Origin of the sequence: Bordetella bronchialis (genome assembly GCF_001676705.1) — a bacterium.
GTDB classification, from domain to species: domain Bacteria; phylum Pseudomonadota; class Gammaproteobacteria; order Burkholderiales; family Burkholderiaceae_B; genus Bordetella_C; species Bordetella_C bronchialis.
Map to the genome: position 1 here is coordinate 2,994,017 of NZ_CP016170.1, position 20,889 is coordinate 3,014,905.

Below are 20,889 nucleotides of genomic sequence, written 5' to 3' on the forward strand. Positions count from 1 at the left end.
CAGGGGGGGCGACGTCTCTATCGCCTGGCTACTTACATTGCTCGTCCATCATTTGTAAATGCGTCTGCCTGGCGTCCGATGGCATTCCCTGCATGCGTTCATCGATGATTCCCTGACGTTCAGCGGGCGATTTCGCGTTCATCATTTGCCGGTGCATATCGCACATCGACTTCTTGTCCATCATCATCCCCCCTTGGTTGGCCGCCGCTTGGCTGTTTGGGTCTTTGCTCTCGGATACAGACTTCGGCGTCTTCGTCCCGGCGTCCGGCGCAACGGTTTCGGGCGTGGGGGCGCCATGATCGTGATCATGCTCGGCCTCCTCGCTGAAAGCGGGAGCAACAAACAGGGCTGTAATAAGGGACGGCACAGCGACGAAGCGCATCCGGAAACCGTTGTTCATGGGGACCTCCTCAAGCATATGTGAATGTGCGGGACGAGACGCCACGGGCTATCTGAAGGCGCCCCTCCGCGATTCTTTGCATCATCCAGACATGCTACGGAGTCCCTGCGGCAATTCGACTGACCTATGTCAAATCCGATCGGACCCGAAGAACAGCCCTATTCCGCATGGAAACTATGGATCGCGCTACAGGGATTTCTTTGCACGGCGGCTTCGGACCCGGCGCGGCGGACCGCCCCGGGACCGCCCCCGGGACCGCATCACGGCTTGTCGTCGCCACGCACGAACAGCGCATCGGGCACGTCGTCCAGCGACGATAGCGTCAGCGCCCGGCTGGTGCCGTCCGAACCCAGGACGAAGGTCATGGCGGCGTCCTCCAGCGCGGGAACGCGGAAGGTATCGCCCTGCCAGTGCTGCAAGGGACGAGGCGCCGCGGCGCCCGCCCGCATCTCCAGCGCGCCGCCTTTGGCCGAGACGACGATATCGCCGTAATACGGATGCGAGTAGCGCCCGGCGTAGCGCCTGGCGTCCAGGGCGGTTTGCGCGCCCGCGGGCGGCTGGCCGTGCAGGCGGCCCGGCCGGTCCAGCAACGACTGCAGGGCTTGCCGCCATTTCTCCGCGAGTTCGGGCCAGGTATCCACATCGGGCCGGTCCTTGAACAGCAAGGTTTGCAGCTTGTACTCCAGCGCTTCGGGGATGCCCATGGGCGGCGCATTGGTCAGGATGACGATGCCTAGCCGTTCGTCCGGCAGGAAGGCGATGCGCGTATTGATGCCTTCCTCGAAGCCGCCATTGTGCTCGAGCTCTTTGCGGCCATGGTCGTTGCGCACCTCCAGGCCCAGTCCGTAGTGGATGGGCGGAAAGCCCGCGCTGACGATGGACTGCGGCGCCTGCGTTTCGCGCAGCGCGCTCTCCGCCACGATCTGCTTGTCCGCGAACTTGCCGCCGTCGATTTCGAAGGCGAGCCAGCGCAGCATGTCGTTGACCGTGGACGACACGCCGCCGGCCGGCGCCTGCGCATCGCGCGACGCCAGGGTTTCGGCGCGCGCATGGCCGCCCTCCACCACGTGGGGCGCCACGCGGTCGGGCAAGGCCATGTATTCCTTGTACGAGGCCACGGTACGCTGCATGCCCAGCGGCTGGATGATCTTCTGGCGCACCAGGTCCTCCCAATGCATGCCGGCCGACTGCGCCGCGACCTCGCCGGCCAGCGTCAGGTTCCAGTTCGAATACGCGTATTGGGTCCGAAAGGCCGTGGCCGGCGGCAGGTTGCGCAAGCGCCGGAAAACTTCCTGGCGGCCGTAGCCGAAGACCAGATCCAGGTCCTCTCCATAGAACGGCGCGTAGCCCGTGCGCTGCGCGAGCAGGTCCCGCAGCGTCATCTCGCTGGTGACGTAGGGATCCTGGAACCGGATGTCGGGCACCAGCGAGGAGACCTTGGCATCCCAATCCAGTTTGCCCTCTCCGACCAGCGCGGCGACCGAGGCGCCCGCCAGGGCCTTGGAGACGGAAGCCAGGGGGAACACCGTGTCCGCCGTCACCGGCTTGCCCTCGCGCACGTCGCCCACGCCCCAGCCGCGCGCCAGCACCGTTTTGCCGCCCGCCAGGATGCCGACCGCGATGCCCGGCACGCCGCTGCGCTTCAGCAGGTCCTGCGCATAGGCCTCGAATTGCGGCAGGATGCGCTCCACATCCTGGGGCGTCACCGCCTGCCGCGACGCCGCGCCGCCGACATCCAGGTTATAGGCCTGCGCGGAAGTAGCGATGCAGGCCGCCGCCATCCACGGCAGCAGACGCTTCAATCCCCGTTGGCGCAGTATTCCTTGCTTCATTCCTACCTCCCCGGCTCGGCGGCCGCTACAGACTGGTTTGAAAGATGAACCGCAGCAGGCCCTGGTTGAACGTCACGCCCTGCTCCTGTTGACGCAGCAGTCCCGCCTGGACGATCACGCCGATGTCCGTCTGGTAGGCCACCGTGCCCGACACGCCCCAATCGCGGCTGTCGCTGAATCCCTGAGCGGACAGGGAACCGCTCAGCGCCTGCAGATTCCGTTGGGCCGCGGCGATGGTGTACAGCCAGCGGCCCGCCGACAGGCTGGCCGCGGCGATCGTATCCGTTGCGGCCGCCTCTCGGCCCAGGAAGCCGCGCATGTGGACGGCTTCCGCGAACAGCCGCAGGCCCATGCCGTCGCCCAGCGGCCTTTCGTAGTTGACGTGCGCTTCCAGCGCTGTCTGCGAGCGGGCGTCACCCTGCCCCGCGCCCAGGCGCGCGACGGTGGCGCCGGCGCGCAAGCCGTCCAGGCCCGGAATGTTGCCGATGTCGTAGGCGATGCCGCCGGACTGCAGGCCGGGCGTGTTGGCGGGCCCGCCGTCCGCGCTATCGGGCTGCGACGGGTAGTTGTTGAACCAGGTCTGCCCCAGCGTCGTGTTGTCGCGCTTGAACACGATGGCGGTGACCGTATGGCTGGCCGAGTCGGACCGCCGCAGGCTCCAGCGGGCGCCTGCCCCCAGCGACCCCGGATAGGCGTAGTCCCCCGAGAATCCGCTGTATATGCCGTCCATCGATTCCCAGGCTTCGCCCAGGCCGACCTCGAACTTGCCGGCGAAGTAGGACACCGCGCCGGCGTCGTAGCTGAGGAACAGGTTGCGCAGCTGTCCGTCCAGGGTCTCGAATGCCCGGTCTCCCGGGTCATTGCCGAAAGCGCGCAGTTCGGCCAGGCCGGACAGCGTCCAGCGCGGCGACAAGCGGGCGACGGCCGCGCCCTGCAGGAAAGGATCCACGGTATGCCATGAAGAAGGCAGGCCTGTGGCGCCGGGTCCCTTCACGCCGAAGAAGTTGGCGTTCTCCACGTAGCCCAGGACACGGCCTTGCACCGATGGATAGGCCTGCGGCGGCGCCATGCCCTGGGTTTCCGGCGCGGGATCCAGGAATATCTCCGATTGCGAGGCGCTCGCGGCAGTGGGCATCATGGCCAGCAGGACGCAGGCCATGGCGGCTCGCGGGGAAAGTGCGGTCCTGGCGCGCACCATCACGAGGCTCCGGGAAACGGGACGGTCATTGCGGGATGGCGGCGTGGCCGGGGTGCATGGCGGCATTTCCTGGATCGGTGTGTACAGGCGGCCGCATGCGGTCATCGCGCCCACGGCATCCCGCACGGCGCGGCGGAATGGCAAGCGCATTCTAGTAATCCACGGTAGAGCCCAAGCGATGGAAAAACGCCGTGAATACCCCGGAATTCGCGTTTGAAGCGGTACCGCGGTCCGGCCGGGCGTGCGCCGCGCGCGCGCTGGCGGCGCTTGGGCCAGCCGTCCTTGCGCGGGTAAACCACTATAAGAAATCGCCTCCCCGCCCTTCCCACGGCCGCGATCCGCTGCTATGGTATTTTGCATTCAAAATTCAAGATGCCAGGAGCGAGGCCCCATGCTGCGACTCGACTTCCACCCCGCCGGCCGCCATTTCCTGCAGATCCCCGGTCCCAGCCCCGTGCCGGACCGCCTGCTGCGGGCCATGAGCTATCCCACCATCGATCATCGCGGGCCGGAGTTCGGCGCGCTGGGCCTGGAAGTCCTGCAAGGCATCAAGAAAATCTTCAAGACCCAGCATCCCGTGATCATCTACCCGGCTTCCGGCACGGGCGCATGGGAAGCCGCGCTGTCCAATACCATGAGCCCCGGCGATCGCGTCCTGATGTTCGAGACCGGCCATTTCGCCAGCCTGTGGAAGAAGATGGCCGACGGCCTGGGCCTGCAGACGGAATTCCTGGGCCTGCCCGGCACCGAAGGCTGGCGCCGCGGTGTGCAGCCGCGGATGATCGAGGATCGCCTGCGCGCGGATACCGGCCACCAGATCAAGGCCGTCTGCGTCGTGCATAACGAAACCTCCACCGGCGTCACCTCGGACATCGCCGCCGTGCGCCGCGCCATCGATGCCGCCGGCCACCCCGCCCTGCTGATGGTCGATACGATTTCCGGCCTGGCCTGCGCCGACTATCGCCACGACGAATGGGGCGTGGACGTCTCGATATCGGGCTCGCAGAAGGGACTGATGCTGCCCCCGGGCATCAGTTTCAACGCGGTGTCGCCCAAGGCCATCGCGCGCAGCGAGCAAGGCGGCCTGCCGCGCAGCTTCTGGCGCTGGTCGGAGATCCTGGAAAGCAACAAGACGGGCTATTGGCCCTATACCCCCAGCACCAATCTGCTGTACGCCCTGCGCGAATCGCTGGAGATGATCCTGGCCGAGGGCCTGGACGCGGTCTTCGCGCGCCACCAGCGGCTGGCGCATGCCTGCCGGGCGGCGGTCCAGGCCTGGGGCCTGGAGATCCAGTGCGTGGAGCCCGAACGCTATTCGCCGGTGCTGACCGGCGTCATGATGCCCGACGGCGTGGACGCCGACGCGGTGCGCCAGTTGATCTACGAGCGCTTCGACATGTCGCTCGGCACCGGGCTGGGCAAGATCAAGGGCCGCATGTTCCGCATCGGCCACCTGGGCGATTGCAACGACCTGACCCTGATGGCGACCCTGGCGGGGTGCGAGATGGGCTTGAAGCTTTCCGGCGTCGCGCTGGCCGGCAGCGGCGTACAGGCGGCGATGGACATCCTGCAGGACAAGGCCCGGGAGCGCCGGGCCAAGGCGGCCTGACGCCGCGCCGGGCGACCGCCACCCAGAAGGCGACGCCACGTCCGCGGCCACACACCACGGAGGAGACCATGATGCAGTCAAGCAGAGTGCGCAGCGCGATAGCCCTGGCGATGGCGGCCTTGATGCCGGCGGCGGCGTGGGCCTGGGAGCCCACCAAGCCGGTGGAAATCATCGTGCCGTTCAGCGCCGGCGGCGCGTCCGACCAGATGGCCCGCACCATCCAGGGCATCGTCGCCAAGCACAACCTGATGAAGCAACCCCTGGTTGTCGTGAACAAGGCCGGAGCGTCCGGCGCCGAAGGCCTGATGGACGCCAAGGCGTCCACCGGCGATCCGCACAAGCTGCTGGTGGCCTCGTCGGCCTTGTACACGGTACCGCTGATCAGCAAGCTGCCGTTCAATTGGCGCGACCTCTCGCCGGTGGCGATGGTGGCGGTGGACGAGTTCGTGCTGTGGGTCAACGCCAAGTCGCCGTACCAGACGGTGGACCAGTTCATCGCCGCGGCCAAGGCCGGCAAGCTGAAGATGGGCGGCACCAGTTCCAAGCGCGAGGACCAGATGATTACCGCCATGGTGGAACACGCCACCGGCGCCAGGTTCATCTACGTGCCCTACAAGGGCGGCGGCGAGGCGGCCACGCAGCTGTCGGGCAACCATATCGATGCCAACGTCAACAACCCGGCGGAGTCCGTCGCGCAATGGCGCGCGGGCGAGCACCGCGCGCTGTGCGTCTTCGCCGAACAGCGGCTGTCCTATACGCAGAAGGTGACCGAGACGCAGAGCTGGGCCGACATCCCGACCTGCAAGGAAAAGGGCCTGGACGTCCACTACGAGATGCTGCGCATCTTCCTGCTGCCGGGCAAGGTCGGCGCCGACCAGGTCGCCTACTACGCCGACGTCTTCAAGAAAATCAGCGAGACGCCGGAATGGAAGCAATACCTGGAGCGATCGGCGCTGAAGCCCGAGCTGCTGACCGGCCCCGCCCTGACCCAGTATCTGGAGAAGGACGAAACCCTGCACAAGGACATCATCAAGTCCGCCGGCTTCTAGACGGTGCCGGAGCGGCGCGCCGCGCGCGGCGCGCCATGGAAGGAGCACGAACATGGAGCAAGAGCAAGAGCGGCCCGGGAGCCGCGCCGTGGTGTCGTACATGGCCATGGAGCTGGCGGTCGCCGTCCTGCTTGCCGCGCTGGCGGCGACGGTGATCTGGAGCAACTACATCATCGGCGCGGGCTGGACGGACGACGGGCCGCAGGCGGGCTATTTCCCGATGCGGATCGGCATCATCATCCTGATCGCGACCGCCGCGGTGGCGATACAGGCCCTGCGCAAGCGCGACCGGCGCGCCTTCGTGCACCTGGACGAACTGCGCCAGGTGGGCGTGGTACTGGTGCCGCTGGTCGTCTACGTCGCCCTGATCCACTTCCTGGGCATCTATGTCGCCTCCGCGCTCTTCGTCGCGGCCTTCATGCGCTGGGTGGGCAAGTACCCCTTGTGGAAGGGGCTGCCGCTGGCCGTGGCCATCATGATGGTCCTGTTCTGGGTATTCGAGATGAAGTTCCTGGTGCCGCTGCCCAAGGGGCCGCTGGAGAACCTGCTGGGCTACTAGGGCCTGTTAACGCTAGAAGGAGCCTCGCATGAGTACGCAAACCGGTGGATGGCAAGGCACGAAGCGCAGTCGTGGTGGTGCCACGGCGAGCATTCGTAACGCGGCCAGGCGCCGGTTTGCGTACTCACCCTACGGGCTGGCCGAGTCCGGGGCGGCATACGTCGTTACGGACTCCTCACGTGGATTAACCACGCCGCGTCGTCCGCGCCTAGTCTGCCGCCCCGGACTCGGCCAGTGCGAGGCTCCTTCTAGCGTTAACAGGCCCTAGGACGAGACGGCGCGGCGGCCGGGCCGTGCCGGATGCCGCGGATTCCGGCACGCGAAGCGCGCGGCGACAGGCGGGCGACACGCCTAGGGAGGACACCATGCAAGAACTATCCGCGCTCTGGGACGGCTTCGGCGTCGTCATGTCCTGGGGCAACGTCGGCCTGATGATGGTCGGCATCCTGCTGGGCATCGTGGTGGGCGTGCTGCCCGGCCTGGGCGGCCCCAACGGGGTGGCGATCCTGCTGCCCCTGACGTTTTCCATGCATCCGACCTCGGCCATCATCCTGCTCTCGTGCATCTACTGGGGCGCGCTGTTCGGGGGCGCCATCACGTCGATCCTGTTCAACATCCCGGGCGAGGCCTGGTCGGTGGCCACCACCTTCGACGGCTATCCGATGGCCCAGCAGGGGCGCGCCGGACAGGCACTGACCTCGGCCTTCACCGGCTCCTTCTTCGGCGCGCTGGTCGGGGTGCTGCTGATCACCTTCCTGGCCCCGGCCGTTGCGCGCTTCGCGCTGCGTTTCGGGCCGGCGGAGTTCTTCTCGGTCTACCTGCTGACCTTCTGCAGCTTCATCGGCATGGGCCGCGAATCCAAGCCCAAGATAATCATCGCCATGGGCATCGGTTTCGCGCTGGCCGCCGTGGGCATGGACACCGTATCGGGCGACCTGCGCATGACCTTCGGTTCGTCGGAGTTGCTGCGCGGCTTCGACTTCCTGGTGGCGGTGATCGGGCTGTTCGGCATCGGCGAGATCCTGCTGACCATGGAGGAAGGCGTCGCCTTCAAGGGCAAGAAAGCCGCCATCGACCTGAAGGTGGTGTTCAAGACCTGGGCCGGGCTGCCGCGCTACTGGCTGGTGCTGTTGCGTTCGGCGGCGATCGGCTGCTGGCTGGGCGTGACGCCGGGCGGCGCCATCGCGGCGTCTTTCATGGGCTATGGCGTCGCGAAGAAATTCGCCAAGGACCCGGACTCCTTCGGCAAGGGCAATGTGGAAGGCGTGCTGGCGCCCGAAACGGCGGCGCACGCGGCGGGCACCAGCGCGCTGCTGCCCATGCTGGCCCTGGGCATTCCAGGTTCCGCGACCGCCGCGGTCCTGCTGGGCGGACTGATGATCTGGGGCCTGCAGCCCGGCCCGCTGCTGTTCGCGGAACAAAAGGAATTCGTGTGGGGCCTGATCGCCAGTATGTACCTGGGCAACTTGGCGGGACTGTTCGTGGTGCTGTGCACCGTGCCGCTGTTCGCCGCCATCCTGCGCATCCCGTTTTCCATCGTCGCGCCGATGATCCTGGTGGTATGCGCCATCGGCGCCTACACCGTGCATAACGCGGGCTTCGATATCTGGCTGATGCTGGTGTTCGGCGTGGTGGGTTATCTGTTCAAGAAGCTGCAGTACCCCCTGGCCCCGCTGGTGCTGGCCCTGGTGCTGGGCGATCGCGCCGAAGACGCCTTCCGCCAGACCATGCTGATTTCCTCCGGCAGCCTGAGTGTCTTCTGGTCCAACGGCCTGGTCGGCAGCATCGTCGCCCTGGCTTTGGTCGCCCTGTTCTGGCCGCTGATCTCGGCGGCCTTCACGCGCCTGCGCAAGCACCGCAGCAACCTGTCGCCACGCTATCCATGACTACGCCCCCCGCTTCGGTCGCGCCGCGGCCCGTGCGCCTGATGCCCTATGCCGCAGGCGCGGCCCCTGCCCTGGCCACGCAGTTGCGCAAGGCCTTGCGCGGCGACGTGCTGTTCGACGGCGCCAGCCGCGGCCGCTACGCCACCGACGCCTCCATTTACCAGATCGCGCCCATCGGGATCGTGGTGCCGCGCGACCAGGCCGACCTGGCCGCCGCCCTGGACGTGGCCCGAGATCAGGACATACCGGTCCTGGCCCGTGGCGCCGGCACCAGCCAGTGCGGGCAGACGGTGGCCGAGGCGCTGGTCATCGACACCAGCAAATGGCTGAACCAGGTGATCGATTTCGATCCGGGCGCACGGACGGTGACGGTCGAACCCGGCATCGTCCTGGATCGCCTGAATGCCTGGCTCAAGCCGCATGGCCTGTGGTTTCCGGTGGATGTATCGACCTCGGCGCAATGCACGCTGGGCGGCATGGCCGGCAATAACTCCTGCGGGTCGCGCTCCATCGAATACGGCAACATGGTGCACAACGTGCAGTCCATCGACGCCATCCTGGCCGACGGCACCGAGGGGACCTTCGGGCCGGTGTCGCGGCTGGCGGCGCACCCGCGCCTGCAAGGCATCCTGGAAGGCGTGCGCGGCATCGCCCTGCGCGAACGCGACGAGATCGCCGCGCGCACGCCCAAGGTGCTGCGGCGCGTGGCCGGCTACAACATCGATATCTTCGATTGCCAGAATCCGCGCGCCTATAGCGACGACGGCGAGGCCAACCTGGCCCACCTGCTGGTGGGCTCCGAAGGCACGCTGGCCTTTACGCGGCGGCTGACCCTGAAGCTGTCGCCCCTGCCCGCCCACAAGGTATTGGGGGTGGTGAATTTCCCCACCTTTTACCAGTCCATGGACACGGCCCAGCACATCGTGCGGCTGGGGCCGGTGGCGGTGGAGCTGGTGGACCGCACCATGATAGACCTGGCCATGGACAATCCGTCCTTCCGGCCGGTCATCGAACGCGCCCTGGTGGGGCAGCCGCAGGCCATCCTGCTGGTGGAGTTCGCGGGGGACGACAAGGAAGCGCTGTTGCGGCAGTTGCGCGCCTTGACCGGGATGATCGCCGACCTGGGCCTGCCCGGCGCCGTGGTGGAAATGGCCGACGCCAATGCGCAGAAGGCACTGTGGGAAGTCCGCAAGGCCGGCCTGAACATCATGATGAGCATGAAAGGCGACGGCAAGCCCGTATCCTTCATCGAGGACTGCGCCGTGCCGCTGGAGCACCTGGCCGAGTACACGCGCCAGTTGACGGAAGTGTTCCACCGGCACGGCACGGAGGGCACCTGGTATGCCCATGCAAGCGTCGGCACGCTGCACGTGCGTCCTATCCTGGACATGCGGCGCGACGGGGCGGCGCGCATGCGCGCCATCGCCGAGGAAGCCGCCGAACTGGTGCGCCGCTACAAGGGCGCCTATTCCGGCGAACACGGCGACGGGCTATGCCGCGGCGAGTGGGTCAGCTGGCAGTACGGCCCGCGCATCAACCAGGCCTTTCGCGAGATCAAGGCCCTGTTCGATCCCGGCAACCGCTTCAATCCCGACAAGATCGTCAACCCGCCGCGCATGGACGATCCGGCCAATTTCCGCTTCCCGCCCGCCTACCGCGTCCGGCCCTACGCGCCCGCGCTGGACTGGTCGGCCTGGGACGTGACGCGCGACCCGATGACGGGCCGCGAGTCCGCGCCCGGCAGCGGGGGCGACCCCGCCGCGGGCCTGGCGAAGGCCGTGGAGATGTGCAACAACAACGGCCATTGCCGCAAGTTCGACGCCGGCACCATGTGCCCCAGCTACCGCGTCACCAAGGACGAACAGCACGTGACGCGCGGACGCGCCAATACGCTGCGGCTGGCCCTGAGCGGGCAACTGGGGCTGGACGGACTGGCCAGCCCCGCGGTGAAAGAGGCGCTGGACCTGTGCGTCTCGTGCAAGGGTTGCCGCCGCGAGTGCCCCACCAGCGTCGATATGGCCAAGCTGAAAATCGAGGCGCGCCGCGCCTGGACGCAGGCCCATGGGCTGAGGCTGCGCGACCGCATGATCGCCTTCCTGCCCCGCTATGCGCCGCTGGCCAGCCGCCTGGGCCCCCTGTTGCGGCTGATCGACCGCACGCCCGCGCTGGCGCGGCTCGTCAAGCGCGGCCTGGGCGTGGCGGCGCACCGCTCATTGCCGCCGCTGGGCGGATCCTTCCTGCGCGAGGCGGCCGGCAGGGACCGCCCTGCCCTCGATACGTCCCGGGCCGCCCCTGCTGCCGCCACGGCGGCGGCGCCCGCCCAGGGGGCCGGGCGCCCGGGCGCCGCCCAGGCCGGCGCCAAGGAAGTCCTGCTGTTCGTCGACACCTTCAACAATTACATGGAAGCCGGCAATGCGCGCGCCGCGCGCCAGGTGCTGGAGGCGGCCGGCTACACGGTGCACCTGAATGCGCGTCCGGGCCAGCGGCCGCTGTGCTGCGGCCGGACCTTCCTGGCCGCCGGCCTGGTGGATGAAGCGAAGGCGGAGGCGCGCCGGCTGCTGGATGCGCTGTCGCCCTATGTGGCGCGCGGCGTGCCCATCGTGGGCCTGGAACCGTCATGCCTGCTGACGCTGCGCGACGAGTGCCTGAACTACGGCCACGGCGACGCCGCGATCCGCCTGGCCGAATCGGCCTTCCTGTTCGAGGAATTCCTGGTGCGCGAGCACCAGGCCGGCCGGCTGTCGCTGCCGCTGGGCACGCCCGCGCGCCGGCGTGCGCTCGTCCATGGCCACTGCCACCAGAAGGCCTTCGACGCGATGCAGCCGGTTCGCACCGTGCTGGGATGGATCCCCGGACTGGAGGTGTCCGTCATCGAGTCCTCCTGTTGCGGCATGGCCGGCAGTTTCGGCTACGAGGCCGAGCACGACGCCGTATCGCGGGCCATGGCCGAGGCCGCCCTGCTGCCGGCCGTGCGCGCCGCGCCGCCGGACAGCTGGATCGTGGCCGACGGCACCAGTTGCCGGCACCAGATCCTGGATGGGGCCGGGGTAGAATCGCTGCACGTCGCGCAGGTACTGGCGGCGGCGCTCGCCACCGCTTCCCCGCCCCGGGAACAGCAGGACGCGCCCGCCTGACCGCCGCCGGCGCGCCTGCCAGCCGATCCGGATCCGCCATGTATACAGACCAGGAAACCTCTCGCGCCACGCCGCTCCTGACGCCGGTGGAACGGGCGATCCTTCACGATTCGGTCACCGAGCACCTGCGCAACTTCATCATCGAGGGCACCCTGGCCCCGGGCATGAAACTGAACGAACGGCAGTTGTGCGAGACCTTGGGAATCTCACGAACGCCGCTGCGCGAGGCCCTGAAGGTGCTGGCCGCGGAAGGCCTGATCGAGATATCGCCGAACCGCGGCGCCGCCGTGGCGCGCATGTCGGAAGCGGAGATCCGCGAAGCCTTCGAAGTACTGAGCGGGCTGGAAGCCTTCTCCGGCGAACTGGCCTGCGAACGCATCAGCGACGAGGAAGTCGAACAGATCCGCGCCCTGCACGCCGCCATGCTGGAGTGCCGTGCGCGCGGCGACCTGCCCGGCTATTACAGCCGCAACCAACAGATCCATGACCGCATCAACCTGGCGGCCCGCAACCAGGTGCTGCGGCAAACCTATCTGTCGGTGAACCGCCGGGTGCAGGCCCTGCGCCTACGCTCCAACCTGAAGGGCCCCAAATGGGCCAGCGCGATCGAGGACCACGAGCAGATGCTGGTGGCGCTGCAGGAACGCGACGGCGCGCGCCTGGCGCGCATCCTGCGCCAGCATCTGCTGGACAAGCGCGACGCCCTGCTGGAGCTGGGGCTTCCCAGGTAGTCCGCGGAGGGCGCGCGCCGGAACTACGCCGCGCCGGCGACTTCGCGCACCACGCCGGCGTCCAGCAGGGCCTGGATGCGCGCGGCATCGTAGCCGTGTTCGGCCAGGATGGCGCGGGTGTCTTCGCCCAGGCGCGGCGCGGCGCGATGGTAATGCGCCGGCGTGGCCGAGAACTTCACCGGCATGCCCACTGTACGGATCTTGCCGGCCTGGGGGTGCTCCTGCTCCACCACCATATCCCTGGCCAGCGTCTGCGGGTGCGAGAGCGCCTCGCCCACCGAATGCACCGGGCCCGCCGGCACGCCGGCGCGGTCCAGTTCGGACAGCCAGTGTTCGGCCGGACGTTGCACGAGGATCGCCGATATCAGCCGCGTCAGTTCCTCGCGATTGGCCATCCGGTCGCGGTTGAAGGCGAAACGCGGATCCTCTATCCACTGCGGCTGCCCCAGCGTCTGCGCGATGCGCGCCCAGTTCTTTTCATTGGCGCCGCCGATGATGATCCAGGTGGTGGCCGTGGGGAAAGCCTGGTACGGCGCGGTCAACACGTGCGCGGACCCGCTGGGACCCGGCGACACGCCGGAACCGAAGTAGATGGCGGCATGCCAGTACAGTTGCTGCAGGCTGGCCTCCAGCAGGGAAGTCTCCACGCGCTGGCCTTCCCCGGTGCGCTGCTTGTGCTGGTACGCCGCCAGTACGCCGAATGCGGCCAGCAGGCCGGCGTTGATATCGGCCACCGAATTGCCCGTGCGCAAGGGCGGGCCGCCCGGCTCGCCGGTAATGCTCATCAGCCCGGAGAAGCCCTGGGCGATCAGGTCGAAGCCGCCCTTGTCCGCGTAGGGTCCGGTACTGCCGTAGCCGGACACGCTGCAATAGATCAGGCCCGGGTTCTCCCGGCGCAGATCCTCGTAGCCCAGGCCGAGCTTTTCCATGGTGCCCTTGCGAAAGTTCTCCGTGATGACGTCCGCATCCCGCAGCAGCCGCATCAGCACGGCCTTGCCTTCCGGGTGCTTCAGGTCCAGCGCGATCGCGCGCTTGTTGCGGTTGAGCATCAGGAAAGGCATGGACACGCCGTTGACCTGCGGATCGCGGTACTGGCGCGCGTCGTCGCCGCCGTCCAGCTTTTCCACCTTGATGACATCCGCGCCCAGGTCGGCCAGCATCATGCCGCAGGTCGGGCCGGCCATGATCTGCGACAGCTCGATGACCCGCATGCCAGCAAGCGCGCCCTTGCCAGGCGCCGGCGTGTTCCGTTCTTCCATCATTGCTCCTTCCTTCATCCCGGGTCGGTCTCCCGGATCGTCTCAGCGGCCGTTGAACCGGGGCGTCTGCTTGGCCAGGAAAGCGCGATAGCCGGTCTGGAAGTCTTCCGTATCGAAGCAGGCATAGGCCTCGTCGCGCTCGGCGTCCGTCAGCTCGCCGCCCTGGACAATGCGGCGCACGAACTTCTTGTGCCAGCGCGCGACCAGCGGCGCGCCGGCGGCGATGCGCCGTGCGGTGGCCTGCGCCTCGGCCGCCACCTGGTCGTCCGCCACCACGCGCGTCACCACGCCCAGCCGCAGGGCCTCCTGCGCATCGAAGATCGTGCCTTCCAGCAGCATCGCCAGCGCCGCGTCGGGCCCGACCAGGCGCACCACCGGCGTCAGCTCCGAATAGGACATCACCAGGCCCAGGTTCTTGATCGGCACGCCGAAGCGCGAACTGGCGCCGCAGATGCGGACGTTCGCCAGGCTGGCGATCTCCATGCCGCCGCCCACGCAGATGCCGTGGATCTGCGCCACGACGGGATGGCGGCATCCGCCGATGGCCTCGATCGTGCGCCGCATGATGGCGCCATATTCCCGCGCCTGCCGCGTGTTGGCGCGCGACGTTTCGAACTCCGAGATATCGTTGCCCGGCGAGAAGGCTTTTTCCCCCGCCCCGCGCAGGATGACGCAGCGCACGTCGTCGTCCGCGGACAGCGCCAGGAAGATATCCCCCAGCAGACGCCATGCGTCGACGGTCAGCGCGTTCAGCTTGGCGGGACGGTTGAGCGTGACGGTAACGATGGCGTCGTCGCGTTGGGTCAGGATGGGAGATTCGGCCGATGCCGCGGGTTCGGTCATGATGGGTTTCCTCTTGCTAGGCGATTCACTGTTTGGCGGCGCGGCCGTCGGCCTGTTCCTTGGTCATGCCCAGGCTGCGCGTCAGCCGTCCGTACTTGGCCCATTCCGCATCCACGTAGGCGCGGAACGCGGCCGGCGTGTCCGGGCCGCCCCCCACGTCCATGCCCTGGTCGGCCAGCTTGGCCCGCACGGAGGGATCCTTGAGCGTCTCGGCCAGTGCCGCGTCCAGGCGGTCGAGAACCGGCTTGGGCAGCTTGCCGGGCGCGAGCACCGCATACCACTGCACTACGTCCACGCCCTTGACGCCCGCCTCGGCCAGCGTGGGCACGTCCGGCAGGCGCGCGCTGCGCTGCGCGCCGGTCACGGCCAGCGGGCGCAGCTTGCCCGCCTGGATCTGCCCGATGACGCCGGGCAGCGTGTCGAAGTTCAGATCGACCTGGCCGCCCAGGAGATCGGCGACCGCCTGGCCGCTGCCCTTGTACGGCACGTGGACCATTTCCACCTTTTCGATCTGCGAGAACTGCGCCGCCGTCAGGTGCTGGGGACTGCCCATGCCGGAGGACGCGTAGGTCAGGGCCCCGGGCTTGGCGCGCGCCGCCTTCACCAGATCCTGCACCGACTTGAAATCGCGGCGGGTGGGATTGATGACCAGCACGTTGGGCACGGTGCCGATATAGCGCACCGGGGTGAAGTCCTTGATGGGGTCGAACGAGGTGGGCAGCACATACGGAGCCGCCACCGTGGATTGCATATTGGCCAGCAGCAGCGTGTAGCCGTCCGGCTCCGCCTTCGCCACCATGTCCGCCGCGATCAGTCCCGACGCGCCGGGCTTGTTTTCGATGACGATCTGCTGTTTCAGGATGGTCGACAGCTTTTGCGCGACGATGCGCGCCGATACGTCGGTGCCGCCGCCCGGCACGAAGCCCACGTACAGGTGTATCGGCTTATCGGGGTATTCGGCGGCGGCGGGGGATGCCTGTAACAGCAGCAGCGTGCCGGCAAGCGCGGCGAGGGTTTCCTTCCACATGACGGTCTCCTTTGGGGTGCGCCGCCCATGACAGCCTGGTCTATGATTCGGGCAGAGCTGGTATTTTTCTGGAATTTGATATTTGGTATACCAGACACCAGCCTACCGTCTAACCTGGCGATGTACACCTATGGCAAACCCTGATTCCGCGCTCGCGACCGTCCCGGTGCCCCCCGAAGGCCTGGCGATCCACCACCCCACCCTGCCCGCGGTCGTCGCCGACCGGCTGCGGCAACTCATCGTCAACGGGACCTTGCGGCCCGGCACGTGGCTGAACGAGCGCGATCTCTGCGACCTGCTGAAGGTTTCGCGCACCCCCTTGCGGGAGGCCTATCGCATCCTGGCGTCGGACGGCCTGCTCAGCATCCAGCCCAAGCGCGGCGCCATGGTGGTGGAGCTTTCGCGCGAGGACATCGAGAACACCTTCGACGTGCTCAGCGTACTGGAGGGCCTGGCGGTGCGGCAGGCCGCGCAGCGCGCCACCGAGGCGGAGATGGCGCACATCGCCGACCTGCACCAACGCATGCTGCGTGGCTACGAGGCGCGCAATATCGCCGCCTATTTCGAGGCCAGCATGGGCACCCACATCGCCATCAGCCGCGCCGCCCACAACCCCGCGCTGGTGTCCAGCTACGACCGCCTGAACCTGCAGGTGCAGGCGCTGCGCTACAAGTCCAACCTGGACCCGGATGAATGGGCATCCGGCGTCGCCGACCACGAAGGCATCGTGCAGGCGCTGCTGGCACGCGACGGCGAACGCGCCGAGCAATTGATGCGCGCGCACCTGTATAGCAAAAAGGCCTACAACCTGCGGTAGCCGGGCCGGCGGGGCGCGAACGGCTTCGGCCTATGCTGCGCATCCTGCCCGTCCGTCGCGCCGCTTTGCCCGGTCACTGGCCGGTGCGCCGGCCGGCACGCGCATTGCTGAAGAAGGCACTTGTGCCCATACGCCGCGCCGCTCCCGTGCGCGGCCCTGGGTTTCCAATGAACCCACATGGACAAGGAGAGCCACTATGCTGGAAAAAACCGAAGGTACCGCTGAAAAATGGGCCGGCAAGGCGCAAGACGCCATTGGCGAAATGACGGGCGATACCGGCACGCAAATCAAGGGCAAGGCACGCGAACTGACGGGACGCGCCCAGGAGTCCTATGGCGATGCCCTGAATATGGTGCGCGATTGCGCGACCAATAATCCGCTGGCCACCGTGGCCGTCGCGGTCGGCGCGGGCCTGCTGCTGGGCGCCCTGCTTTCGTCGCGGCGCTGACCGCGGCCTTCCATCGCGAAGCCGGCGCGCGGGCCCTGTGCGGCCCGCGCGTCTTGCCCATCCGCGCGGGCGGTCGCCGCACGCGGATCGCCGGCCCCGCCTCGGGAGCGGGCAGGATGATGTATCTTCGACATCCCTGCCGCAGCCGCGCCTTCGAATGGAACTCCGCCAGCTTCGCTATTTCGTCCGCATCGTCGAACTGGGCTCGATGAGCCGCGCCGCCATCGAGCTAGATATGGCGCAGTCCGCGCTCAGCCAGCAGATCAGCCGCCTGGAGGGCGAACTCAGCACCCGGCTGCTCAAGCGCAACCCACGGGGCGTCGAACCCACCGAAGCAGGCGCCGCCTTCTTTCGCGAGGCCAAGCTCACCCTGCGCCATGCGGAACAAGCGGTGCGCAGCGCCCAGCAGTCGCGCCTGACCGGCTCCGTCAGCATAGGGCTTCCGGCCACCACCGAATCCATCCTGGGACTGCCCCTGATCACCGCCATGCGCAGCCGCTATCCGGACGTGCGCCTGCACATGGTCGGCGGCATGTCCGGCAATCTGGGCGACATGCTGAACGCCCGGGAATTGGACATGGCGATACTCTTCGACCAGCGCCTGTCCGGCCGCCAGAACATCTATGCCGGGCGGCGCTGGATGGTACTACCGCTGTTCGAGGAACAGCTCTTCCTGATCCGCGCGCGCGACGCCACGCCGCGGCGGGCGCTTCCCGCCGAGACCACCCTGGCCGCATTGGCGGCGGAGCCGCTCATCCTGCCCACGGCAAGGCATGGGCTGCGCACCATCCTCGACGCCGCCTTCACGCATGCCAATATCCCGCCCCGCATCGCGCTCGAGATCGACTCGCAGCCGATGACGATGGCGGCGCTGGAGGCCGGCCTTGCGTCCATGATCCAGCCCTGGGCCGCGATGGGCAGCGTCAAGGACGCGAGCCGCCGTTTCGAATGGGCCCTGGTCAAGGACCCGCACGCGGTGCGGATCAACCTGCTCTGCAGCCTGAACGACGATGAACTGTCGCCGGCGGCCCTGGCGGCGCGCACGGTACTCAGGAGCTGTGTCCGTCAGCTGATCGCCGATGGCACCTGGCAAGGCGTCAAGCCGATCCATCACGAAAACTGATGGCGCCATTCCCCGGCGGGGATACATCGAAAAAGCGCGCCCCCCTACACTTCCGGCTCCGTAGATCGATGCCGCAAGAGAAGGGAACCGTGGATCAATTGAAACCGTATGCCGGACCGCAAGAGCGTCACATGCTGCCCGAACTTTTCGTGCCCGATGTCCTGTCGGCCGACGACGAAAGGCTATGGGTGCCGAATGGCGAGAACAGGTGGTCCAGGCCGCTCTGCCTGAATGTCTCGCAGGGCTATTGGGTGCACCTCACCCGCTTCCGCGGCAAGGGTTTCCTGTCGCGGCACCGGCATCCCGCGCCCGTCCATGCCTATGTGATCAAGGGCTCGTGGCGATACCTGGAACGCGATTGGGTCGCGCGGCCGGGCTCCTACCTGTTCGAGACGCCCGGCGACATCCACACCCTGGTGGTCGACGAAGACCAGGACGAGATGATCACGCTCTTCCAGAACCATGGCGCCATCACCTACTACCGGGAAGACGGCAGCATCGACAAAGTCATCGACACCTTCTACTACATCAACCTGGCCGAAGCGCATTTCGAGAAAGTCGGCCTGGGCAAGGACTTCGTAAAGCACTTCATCCGCTAGACCATAAAAAATCAGGAGACAACATGAAAACCATCATCAGGGGATTGCTGGCCAGCGCCTGCCTGGCCTTTTCGGCCCACGCGGCGTATCCCGAAGCGCCCATCAAGCTCATCGTTCCCTTTCCCCCCGGACAAACGACGGACATCATCGCCAGGGCCTTCGCCGAAGAGATGCAGAAGGACTTGAAGCAGCCCGTCATCGTGGAGAACAAGGCTGGCGCGGGGGGCATCATCGGCACCGAGGCCGCGAAGCGATCTCCCAACGATGGCTATACCATCCTGTTCACCTCCAGCGGGCCGGCCTCTATCAACGAGAGCCTGTACAAGTCCATCCCGTACCACACGCTGCGGGACTTCGATCCCATCGCCGTCCTCTACGAAATGGCGCAGGTCCTGGTCACCCGCACCGACATGCCGGCCAACCGGGTGGACGAACTGGTGGCTTACCTGAAGAAGAAGCCGGGCACCAACTACGCGTCGGGCGGCATCGGGCTGACCAACCATCTGACGATGGAAATGTTCAAGCGCTATGCCGGGGTGGACGTGGTGCACATTCCCTACAAAGGCGCGACCGCGGCGCTCAGCGGCTTGATCGGCGGCGACGTGGACCTGATGGTCGAATCGCTGCCGGCCGCCATGCCGCATATCCAGTCCGGACGGCTGAAGATGATCGCCACCGGCTCCGCGAAAGGCCTGCCCGGCTACCCCGAGGTCGAGTCCATCGCGAAATACTATCCCGGCTTCAATGCCACCACCTGGGTGGCGCTGATGACGCCCAAGGGCGTACCGCCGGCGATTCTCGACCAGCTCAACAAGACGACGCAGGCCGTCATCAAGACGGAACGGCTGCAGAAACTGTTCCGGGAAAATGCCGCGCTGCCCATGGCGCAGACCCGGCAGCAGGCGCAGGAGTACATCGGCGCCGAAGTCGCCAAATGGAAGGTCATCGTGACGGAAGGCAATATTTCCGCCGACTAAGGACCTTGCAGGAATCCACTCGCATCGGCGTACAGGAACACCATGGATGAGTTCACCGGAAAAGTCGTAGTCGTTACCGGCGCCGCGCAGGGCCAGGGGCTGCTGGAAGCCCGGCTCCTTGTGGAGCGGGGCGCCCGCGTGGTGCTATGCGACATATTGCAGGAGGCAGGCCGCGAGGCGGCGCGAGCCCTGGGCGAAATGGCCAGGTTCGTGCCCATGGACGTCAGCCGGGAAGCGGACTGGCGGCAGGCGCTGGCGGTGGCGATGGACATGGGCGAGGTCCACGGCCTGGTCAATAACGCGGGAATCTACGACCCCGCACCGATCGGCGAGACATCGGCCGAGAACTTCGACAGGCACTACCGCGTGAACCAGCTGGGTCCCTTCCTGGGCATGAAAGTGTTTGTCGCCCACCTGTGCGCCAGGAAGAACGGCAGCATCGTCAACATAGGCTCCGCGGCGGGCATGCGCGGTTCGCCGAATTCGTTCTCGTACTGCGCCACCAAATGGGCATTGCGCGGCATGACCAAGGCCCTGGCCGCGGACGTGGGCAAGCACAATGTGCGCGTCAACTATGTCGCGCCCGGGCCGGTCAATACATCGATGATCCATTTCCGGGGCGATGAGGAAAACCAAAGGCGCGCCGGCATGGTGCCGCTGGGCCGGCTGGCCGACCCGGAGGACGTCGCGCCCATGGTCCTGTTCCTGCTCTCCGACGCCGGCAAGTACATCACCGGGGCGGAGATCATGATAGACGGCGGTCTTTATCTTTAAGGCTTCAAGCGGATGCCGTGGACAAGGCGCGGTCACGGCGTGCCCGGCTTCGCCCGGCCTTGCCGCCCGGCCGCCTGGCGCGACTTCGCCAGGGTTTCCTGCGCGTGGCGTGTCAGGACATCCAGCGCGCGGTCCAGTACCGCGCGTTCTTCCTCGCTGAGCACGGACAGCAGTTCCTCGTTGCGCTTGACGGCGCGCGGAAACACTTTGCGGTACAGCGCCTTGCCTTGTGCCGTCAGGCTCAGTTGCACGCCGCGGCCGTCGCTTTCGTCCGAGTCCCGCTGCAACAGGCCCCGTTCGATCATGTCCGACACCGTGCGGCTGGCCTGGCTTTTGTCCAGGTTGACCTCGCGGGCCAGGCCCTGCAGGGACATCGGCGCGAAGGCGCCCAACATGCCGACGATGCGCCACTCGCGCGGATCCAGGCCGAAGTCCCGCTGATTGGATTCGGCCGCCAGCCGGCTCCAGGTGCTGGCCAGGATGTTCAGGCGAAAGGAAATCAGCTCCTTGAAATTGCGCGCCGGGGCAGCGGCCGGCGGCGACTGGGATGCCGAGGGCGTTTTCGTGCGGCTAAGGGTTCCGGTGTTCATGGTGTGGCGAAGTCTAATGGATAGTCGATCGGGC

19 protein-coding genes are annotated in these 20,889 nt (G+C 67.2%); 12 read left to right on the forward strand and 7 right to left on the reverse strand.

Going from position 1 to position 20,889, the window contains the following annotated elements; genetic code table 11:
* Positions 1-28 precede the first annotated feature (28 nt).
* The 3 genes from BAU06_RS13270 to BAU06_RS13280 form a co-directional block, all read right to left on the reverse strand.
* Positions 29-400: a hypothetical protein gene (locus BAU06_RS13270; RefSeq protein ID WP_156770225.1), complete on the reverse strand. Its 372-nt coding sequence runs from the start codon at positions 398-400 to the stop codon at positions 29-31.
* Between the two features lie 260 nt (positions 401-660).
* Positions 661-2,232, reverse strand: a complete 1,572-nt coding sequence (locus tag BAU06_RS13275) for a serine hydrolase (protein WP_082993673.1) — start codon at positions 2,230-2,232, stop codon at positions 661-663.
* Between the two features lie 25 nt (positions 2,233-2,257).
* Positions 2,258-3,580, reverse strand: coding sequence for a hypothetical protein (locus BAU06_RS13280; RefSeq protein WP_066349791.1), 1,323 nt, complete (start codon positions 3,578-3,580; stop codon positions 2,258-2,260).
* Positions 3,581-3,821: 241 nt separating this feature from the next.
* On the opposite strand from BAU06_RS13280, the gene BAU06_RS13285 reads away from it, so the two are divergent.
* From BAU06_RS13285 to BAU06_RS13310, 6 genes are all read left to right on the forward strand, one after another.
* Positions 3,822-5,039 carry a pyridoxal-phosphate-dependent aminotransferase family protein gene (locus tag BAU06_RS13285; RefSeq protein ID WP_066349792.1) on the forward strand — a complete coding sequence of 406 codons (1,218 nt, stop codon included), beginning with the start codon at positions 3,822-3,824 and terminating at the stop codon, positions 5,037-5,039.
* Between the two features lie 71 nt (positions 5,040-5,110).
* A complete protein-coding gene (locus BAU06_RS13290; RefSeq protein WP_066349793.1) occupies positions 5,111-6,088 on the forward strand; it encodes a Bug family tripartite tricarboxylate transporter substrate binding protein in 978 nt (325 codons plus the stop codon).
* Positions 6,089-6,140: 52 nt separating this feature from the next.
* The gene (locus BAU06_RS13295) at positions 6,141-6,647 is read left to right on the forward strand and encodes a tripartite tricarboxylate transporter TctB family protein (RefSeq protein ID WP_066349794.1); all 507 of its coding nucleotides are present in this window, start codon (positions 6,141-6,143) and stop codon (positions 6,645-6,647) included.
* 365 nt (positions 6,648-7,012) lie between these two features.
* The gene (locus BAU06_RS13300; RefSeq protein ID WP_066349795.1) at positions 7,013-8,533 is read left to right on the forward strand and encodes a tripartite tricarboxylate transporter permease; all 1,521 of its coding nucleotides are present in this window, start codon (positions 7,013-7,015) and stop codon (positions 8,531-8,533) included.
* Positions 8,530-11,667 (forward strand): FAD-binding and (Fe-S)-binding domain-containing protein, encoded by a 3,138-nt coding sequence (locus BAU06_RS13305; RefSeq protein ID WP_066349796.1) that lies wholly within the window; start codon positions 8,530-8,532, stop codon positions 11,665-11,667. The genes BAU06_RS13300 and BAU06_RS13305 overlap by 4 nt, the downstream gene beginning before the upstream one ends.
* Before the next feature lie 38 nt (positions 11,668-11,705).
* Positions 11,706-12,398 (forward strand): GntR family transcriptional regulator, encoded by a 693-nt coding sequence (locus BAU06_RS13310; protein WP_066349797.1) that lies wholly within the window; start codon positions 11,706-11,708, stop codon positions 12,396-12,398.
* Positions 12,399-12,421: 23 nt separating this feature from the next.
* Here the strand turns inward: BAU06_RS13310 and BAU06_RS13315 are convergent, their stop codons facing one another.
* Genes BAU06_RS13315 through BAU06_RS13325 form a run of 3 tightly spaced genes read right to left on the reverse strand, consistent with a single transcriptional unit; the run spans position 12,422 to position 15,527 of the window.
* Positions 12,422-13,660: a CaiB/BaiF CoA transferase family protein gene (locus BAU06_RS13315; protein ID WP_231933871.1), complete on the reverse strand. Its 1,239-nt coding sequence runs from the start codon at positions 13,658-13,660 to the stop codon at positions 12,422-12,424.
* Positions 13,661-13,699: 39 nt separating this feature from the next.
* Positions 13,700-14,500, reverse strand: a complete 801-nt coding sequence (locus BAU06_RS13320; RefSeq protein WP_066349798.1) for an enoyl-CoA hydratase/isomerase family protein — start codon at positions 14,498-14,500, stop codon at positions 13,700-13,702.
* A gap of 25 nt (positions 14,501-14,525) precedes the next feature.
* Complete coding sequence (locus BAU06_RS13325; RefSeq protein ID WP_066349799.1) at positions 14,526-15,527, reverse strand: Bug family tripartite tricarboxylate transporter substrate binding protein; 1,002 nt, start codon at positions 15,525-15,527, stop codon at positions 14,526-14,528.
* A gap of 130 nt (positions 15,528-15,657) precedes the next feature.
* Here BAU06_RS13325 and BAU06_RS13330 point away from each other — a divergent pair, with 130 nt between their 5' ends.
* The 6 genes from BAU06_RS13330 to BAU06_RS13355 all read left to right on the forward strand — a co-directional run bounded on the left by BAU06_RS13330 (position 15,658) and on the right by BAU06_RS13355 (position 20,265).
* Complete coding sequence (locus BAU06_RS13330; protein ID WP_082988203.1) at positions 15,658-16,344, forward strand: GntR family transcriptional regulator; 687 nt, start codon at positions 15,658-15,660, stop codon at positions 16,342-16,344.
* A gap of 196 nt (positions 16,345-16,540) precedes the next feature.
* Positions 16,541-16,792, forward strand: coding sequence for a CsbD family protein (locus tag BAU06_RS13335; RefSeq protein ID WP_066349800.1), 252 nt, complete (start codon positions 16,541-16,543; stop codon positions 16,790-16,792).
* Positions 16,793-16,949: 157 nt separating this feature from the next.
* Positions 16,950-17,915 carry a LysR substrate-binding domain-containing protein gene (locus BAU06_RS13340; RefSeq protein WP_066349801.1) on the forward strand — a complete coding sequence of 322 codons (966 nt, stop codon included), beginning with the start codon at positions 16,950-16,952 and terminating at the stop codon, positions 17,913-17,915.
* A 131-nt stretch (positions 17,916-18,046) separates the two neighbouring features.
* Positions 18,047-18,514 carry a 2,4'-dihydroxyacetophenone dioxygenase family protein gene (locus BAU06_RS13345; RefSeq protein ID WP_082988204.1) on the forward strand — a complete coding sequence of 156 codons (468 nt, stop codon included), beginning with the start codon at positions 18,047-18,049 and terminating at the stop codon, positions 18,512-18,514.
* Between the two features lie 23 nt (positions 18,515-18,537).
* A complete protein-coding gene (locus tag BAU06_RS26625) occupies positions 18,538-19,491 on the forward strand; it encodes a Bug family tripartite tricarboxylate transporter substrate binding protein (RefSeq protein ID WP_066349803.1) in 954 nt (317 codons plus the stop codon).
* A 42-nt stretch (positions 19,492-19,533) separates the two neighbouring features.
* A complete protein-coding gene (locus tag BAU06_RS13355) occupies positions 19,534-20,265 on the forward strand; it encodes an SDR family NAD(P)-dependent oxidoreductase (RefSeq protein ID WP_066349804.1) in 732 nt (243 codons plus the stop codon).
* Between the two features lie 32 nt (positions 20,266-20,297).
* On the opposite strand, the gene BAU06_RS13360 is transcribed toward BAU06_RS13355, so the two are convergent.
* On the reverse strand, positions 20,298-20,855 hold the full coding sequence (locus tag BAU06_RS13360; protein WP_066349805.1) for a MarR family winged helix-turn-helix transcriptional regulator: 558 nt from the start codon (positions 20,853-20,855) through the stop codon (positions 20,298-20,300).
* Positions 20,856-20,889 lie beyond the last annotated feature (34 nt).

Bases quoted from the DNA above. Each gene is read 5' to 3' on its own strand.
- BAU06_RS13285 (WP_066349792.1), top strand. From the start codon at position 3,822: ATGCTGCGACTCGACTTCCACCCCGCCGGCCGCCATTTCCTGCAGATC.
- BAU06_RS13310 (WP_066349797.1), top strand. From the start codon at position 11,706: ATGTATACAGACCAGGAAACCTCTCGCGCCACGCCGCTCCTGACGCCG.
- BAU06_RS13295 (WP_066349794.1), top strand. From the start codon at position 6,141: ATGGAGCAAGAGCAAGAGCGGCCCGGGAGCCGCGCCGTGGTGTCGTAC.
- BAU06_RS13305 (WP_066349796.1), top strand. From the start codon at position 8,530: ATGACTACGCCCCCCGCTTCGGTCGCGCCGCGGCCCGTGCGCCTGATG.
- BAU06_RS13290 (WP_066349793.1), top strand. From the start codon at position 5,111: ATGCAGTCAAGCAGAGTGCGCAGCGCGATAGCCCTGGCGATGGCGGCC.
- BAU06_RS13315 (WP_231933871.1), bottom strand. From the start codon at position 13,660: ATGATGGAAGAACGGAACACGCCGGCGCCTGGCAAGGGCGCGCTTGCT.
- BAU06_RS13360 (WP_066349805.1), bottom strand. From the start codon at position 20,855: ATGAACACCGGAACCCTTAGCCGCACGAAAACGCCCTCGGCATCCCAG.
- BAU06_RS13355 (WP_066349804.1), top strand. From the start codon at position 19,534: ATGGATGAGTTCACCGGAAAAGTCGTAGTCGTTACCGGCGCCGCGCAG.
- BAU06_RS13270 (WP_156770225.1), bottom strand. From the start codon at position 400: ATGAACAACGGTTTCCGGATGCGCTTCGTCGCTGTGCCGTCCCTTATT.
- BAU06_RS13275 (WP_082993673.1), bottom strand. From the start codon at position 2,232: ATGAAGCAAGGAATACTGCGCCAACGGGGATTGAAGCGTCTGCTGCCG.
- BAU06_RS13320 (WP_066349798.1), bottom strand. From the start codon at position 14,500: ATGACCGAACCCGCGGCATCGGCCGAATCTCCCATCCTGACCCAACGC.
- BAU06_RS13335 (WP_066349800.1), top strand. From the start codon at position 16,541: ATGCTGGAAAAAACCGAAGGTACCGCTGAAAAATGGGCCGGCAAGGCG.
- BAU06_RS13325 (WP_066349799.1), bottom strand. From the start codon at position 15,527: ATGTGGAAGGAAACCCTCGCCGCGCTTGCCGGCACGCTGCTGCTGTTA.
- BAU06_RS13345 (WP_082988204.1), top strand. From the start codon at position 18,047: ATGCTGCCCGAACTTTTCGTGCCCGATGTCCTGTCGGCCGACGACGAA.
- BAU06_RS13280 (WP_066349791.1), bottom strand. From the start codon at position 3,580: ATGCGCTTGCCATTCCGCCGCGCCGTGCGGGATGCCGTGGGCGCGATG.
- BAU06_RS26625 (WP_066349803.1), top strand. From the start codon at position 18,538: ATGAAAACCATCATCAGGGGATTGCTGGCCAGCGCCTGCCTGGCCTTT.
- BAU06_RS13340 (WP_066349801.1), top strand. From the start codon at position 16,950: ATGGAACTCCGCCAGCTTCGCTATTTCGTCCGCATCGTCGAACTGGGC.
- BAU06_RS13330 (WP_082988203.1), top strand. From the start codon at position 15,658: ATGGCAAACCCTGATTCCGCGCTCGCGACCGTCCCGGTGCCCCCCGAA.
- BAU06_RS13300 (WP_066349795.1), top strand. From the start codon at position 7,013: ATGCAAGAACTATCCGCGCTCTGGGACGGCTTCGGCGTCGTCATGTCC.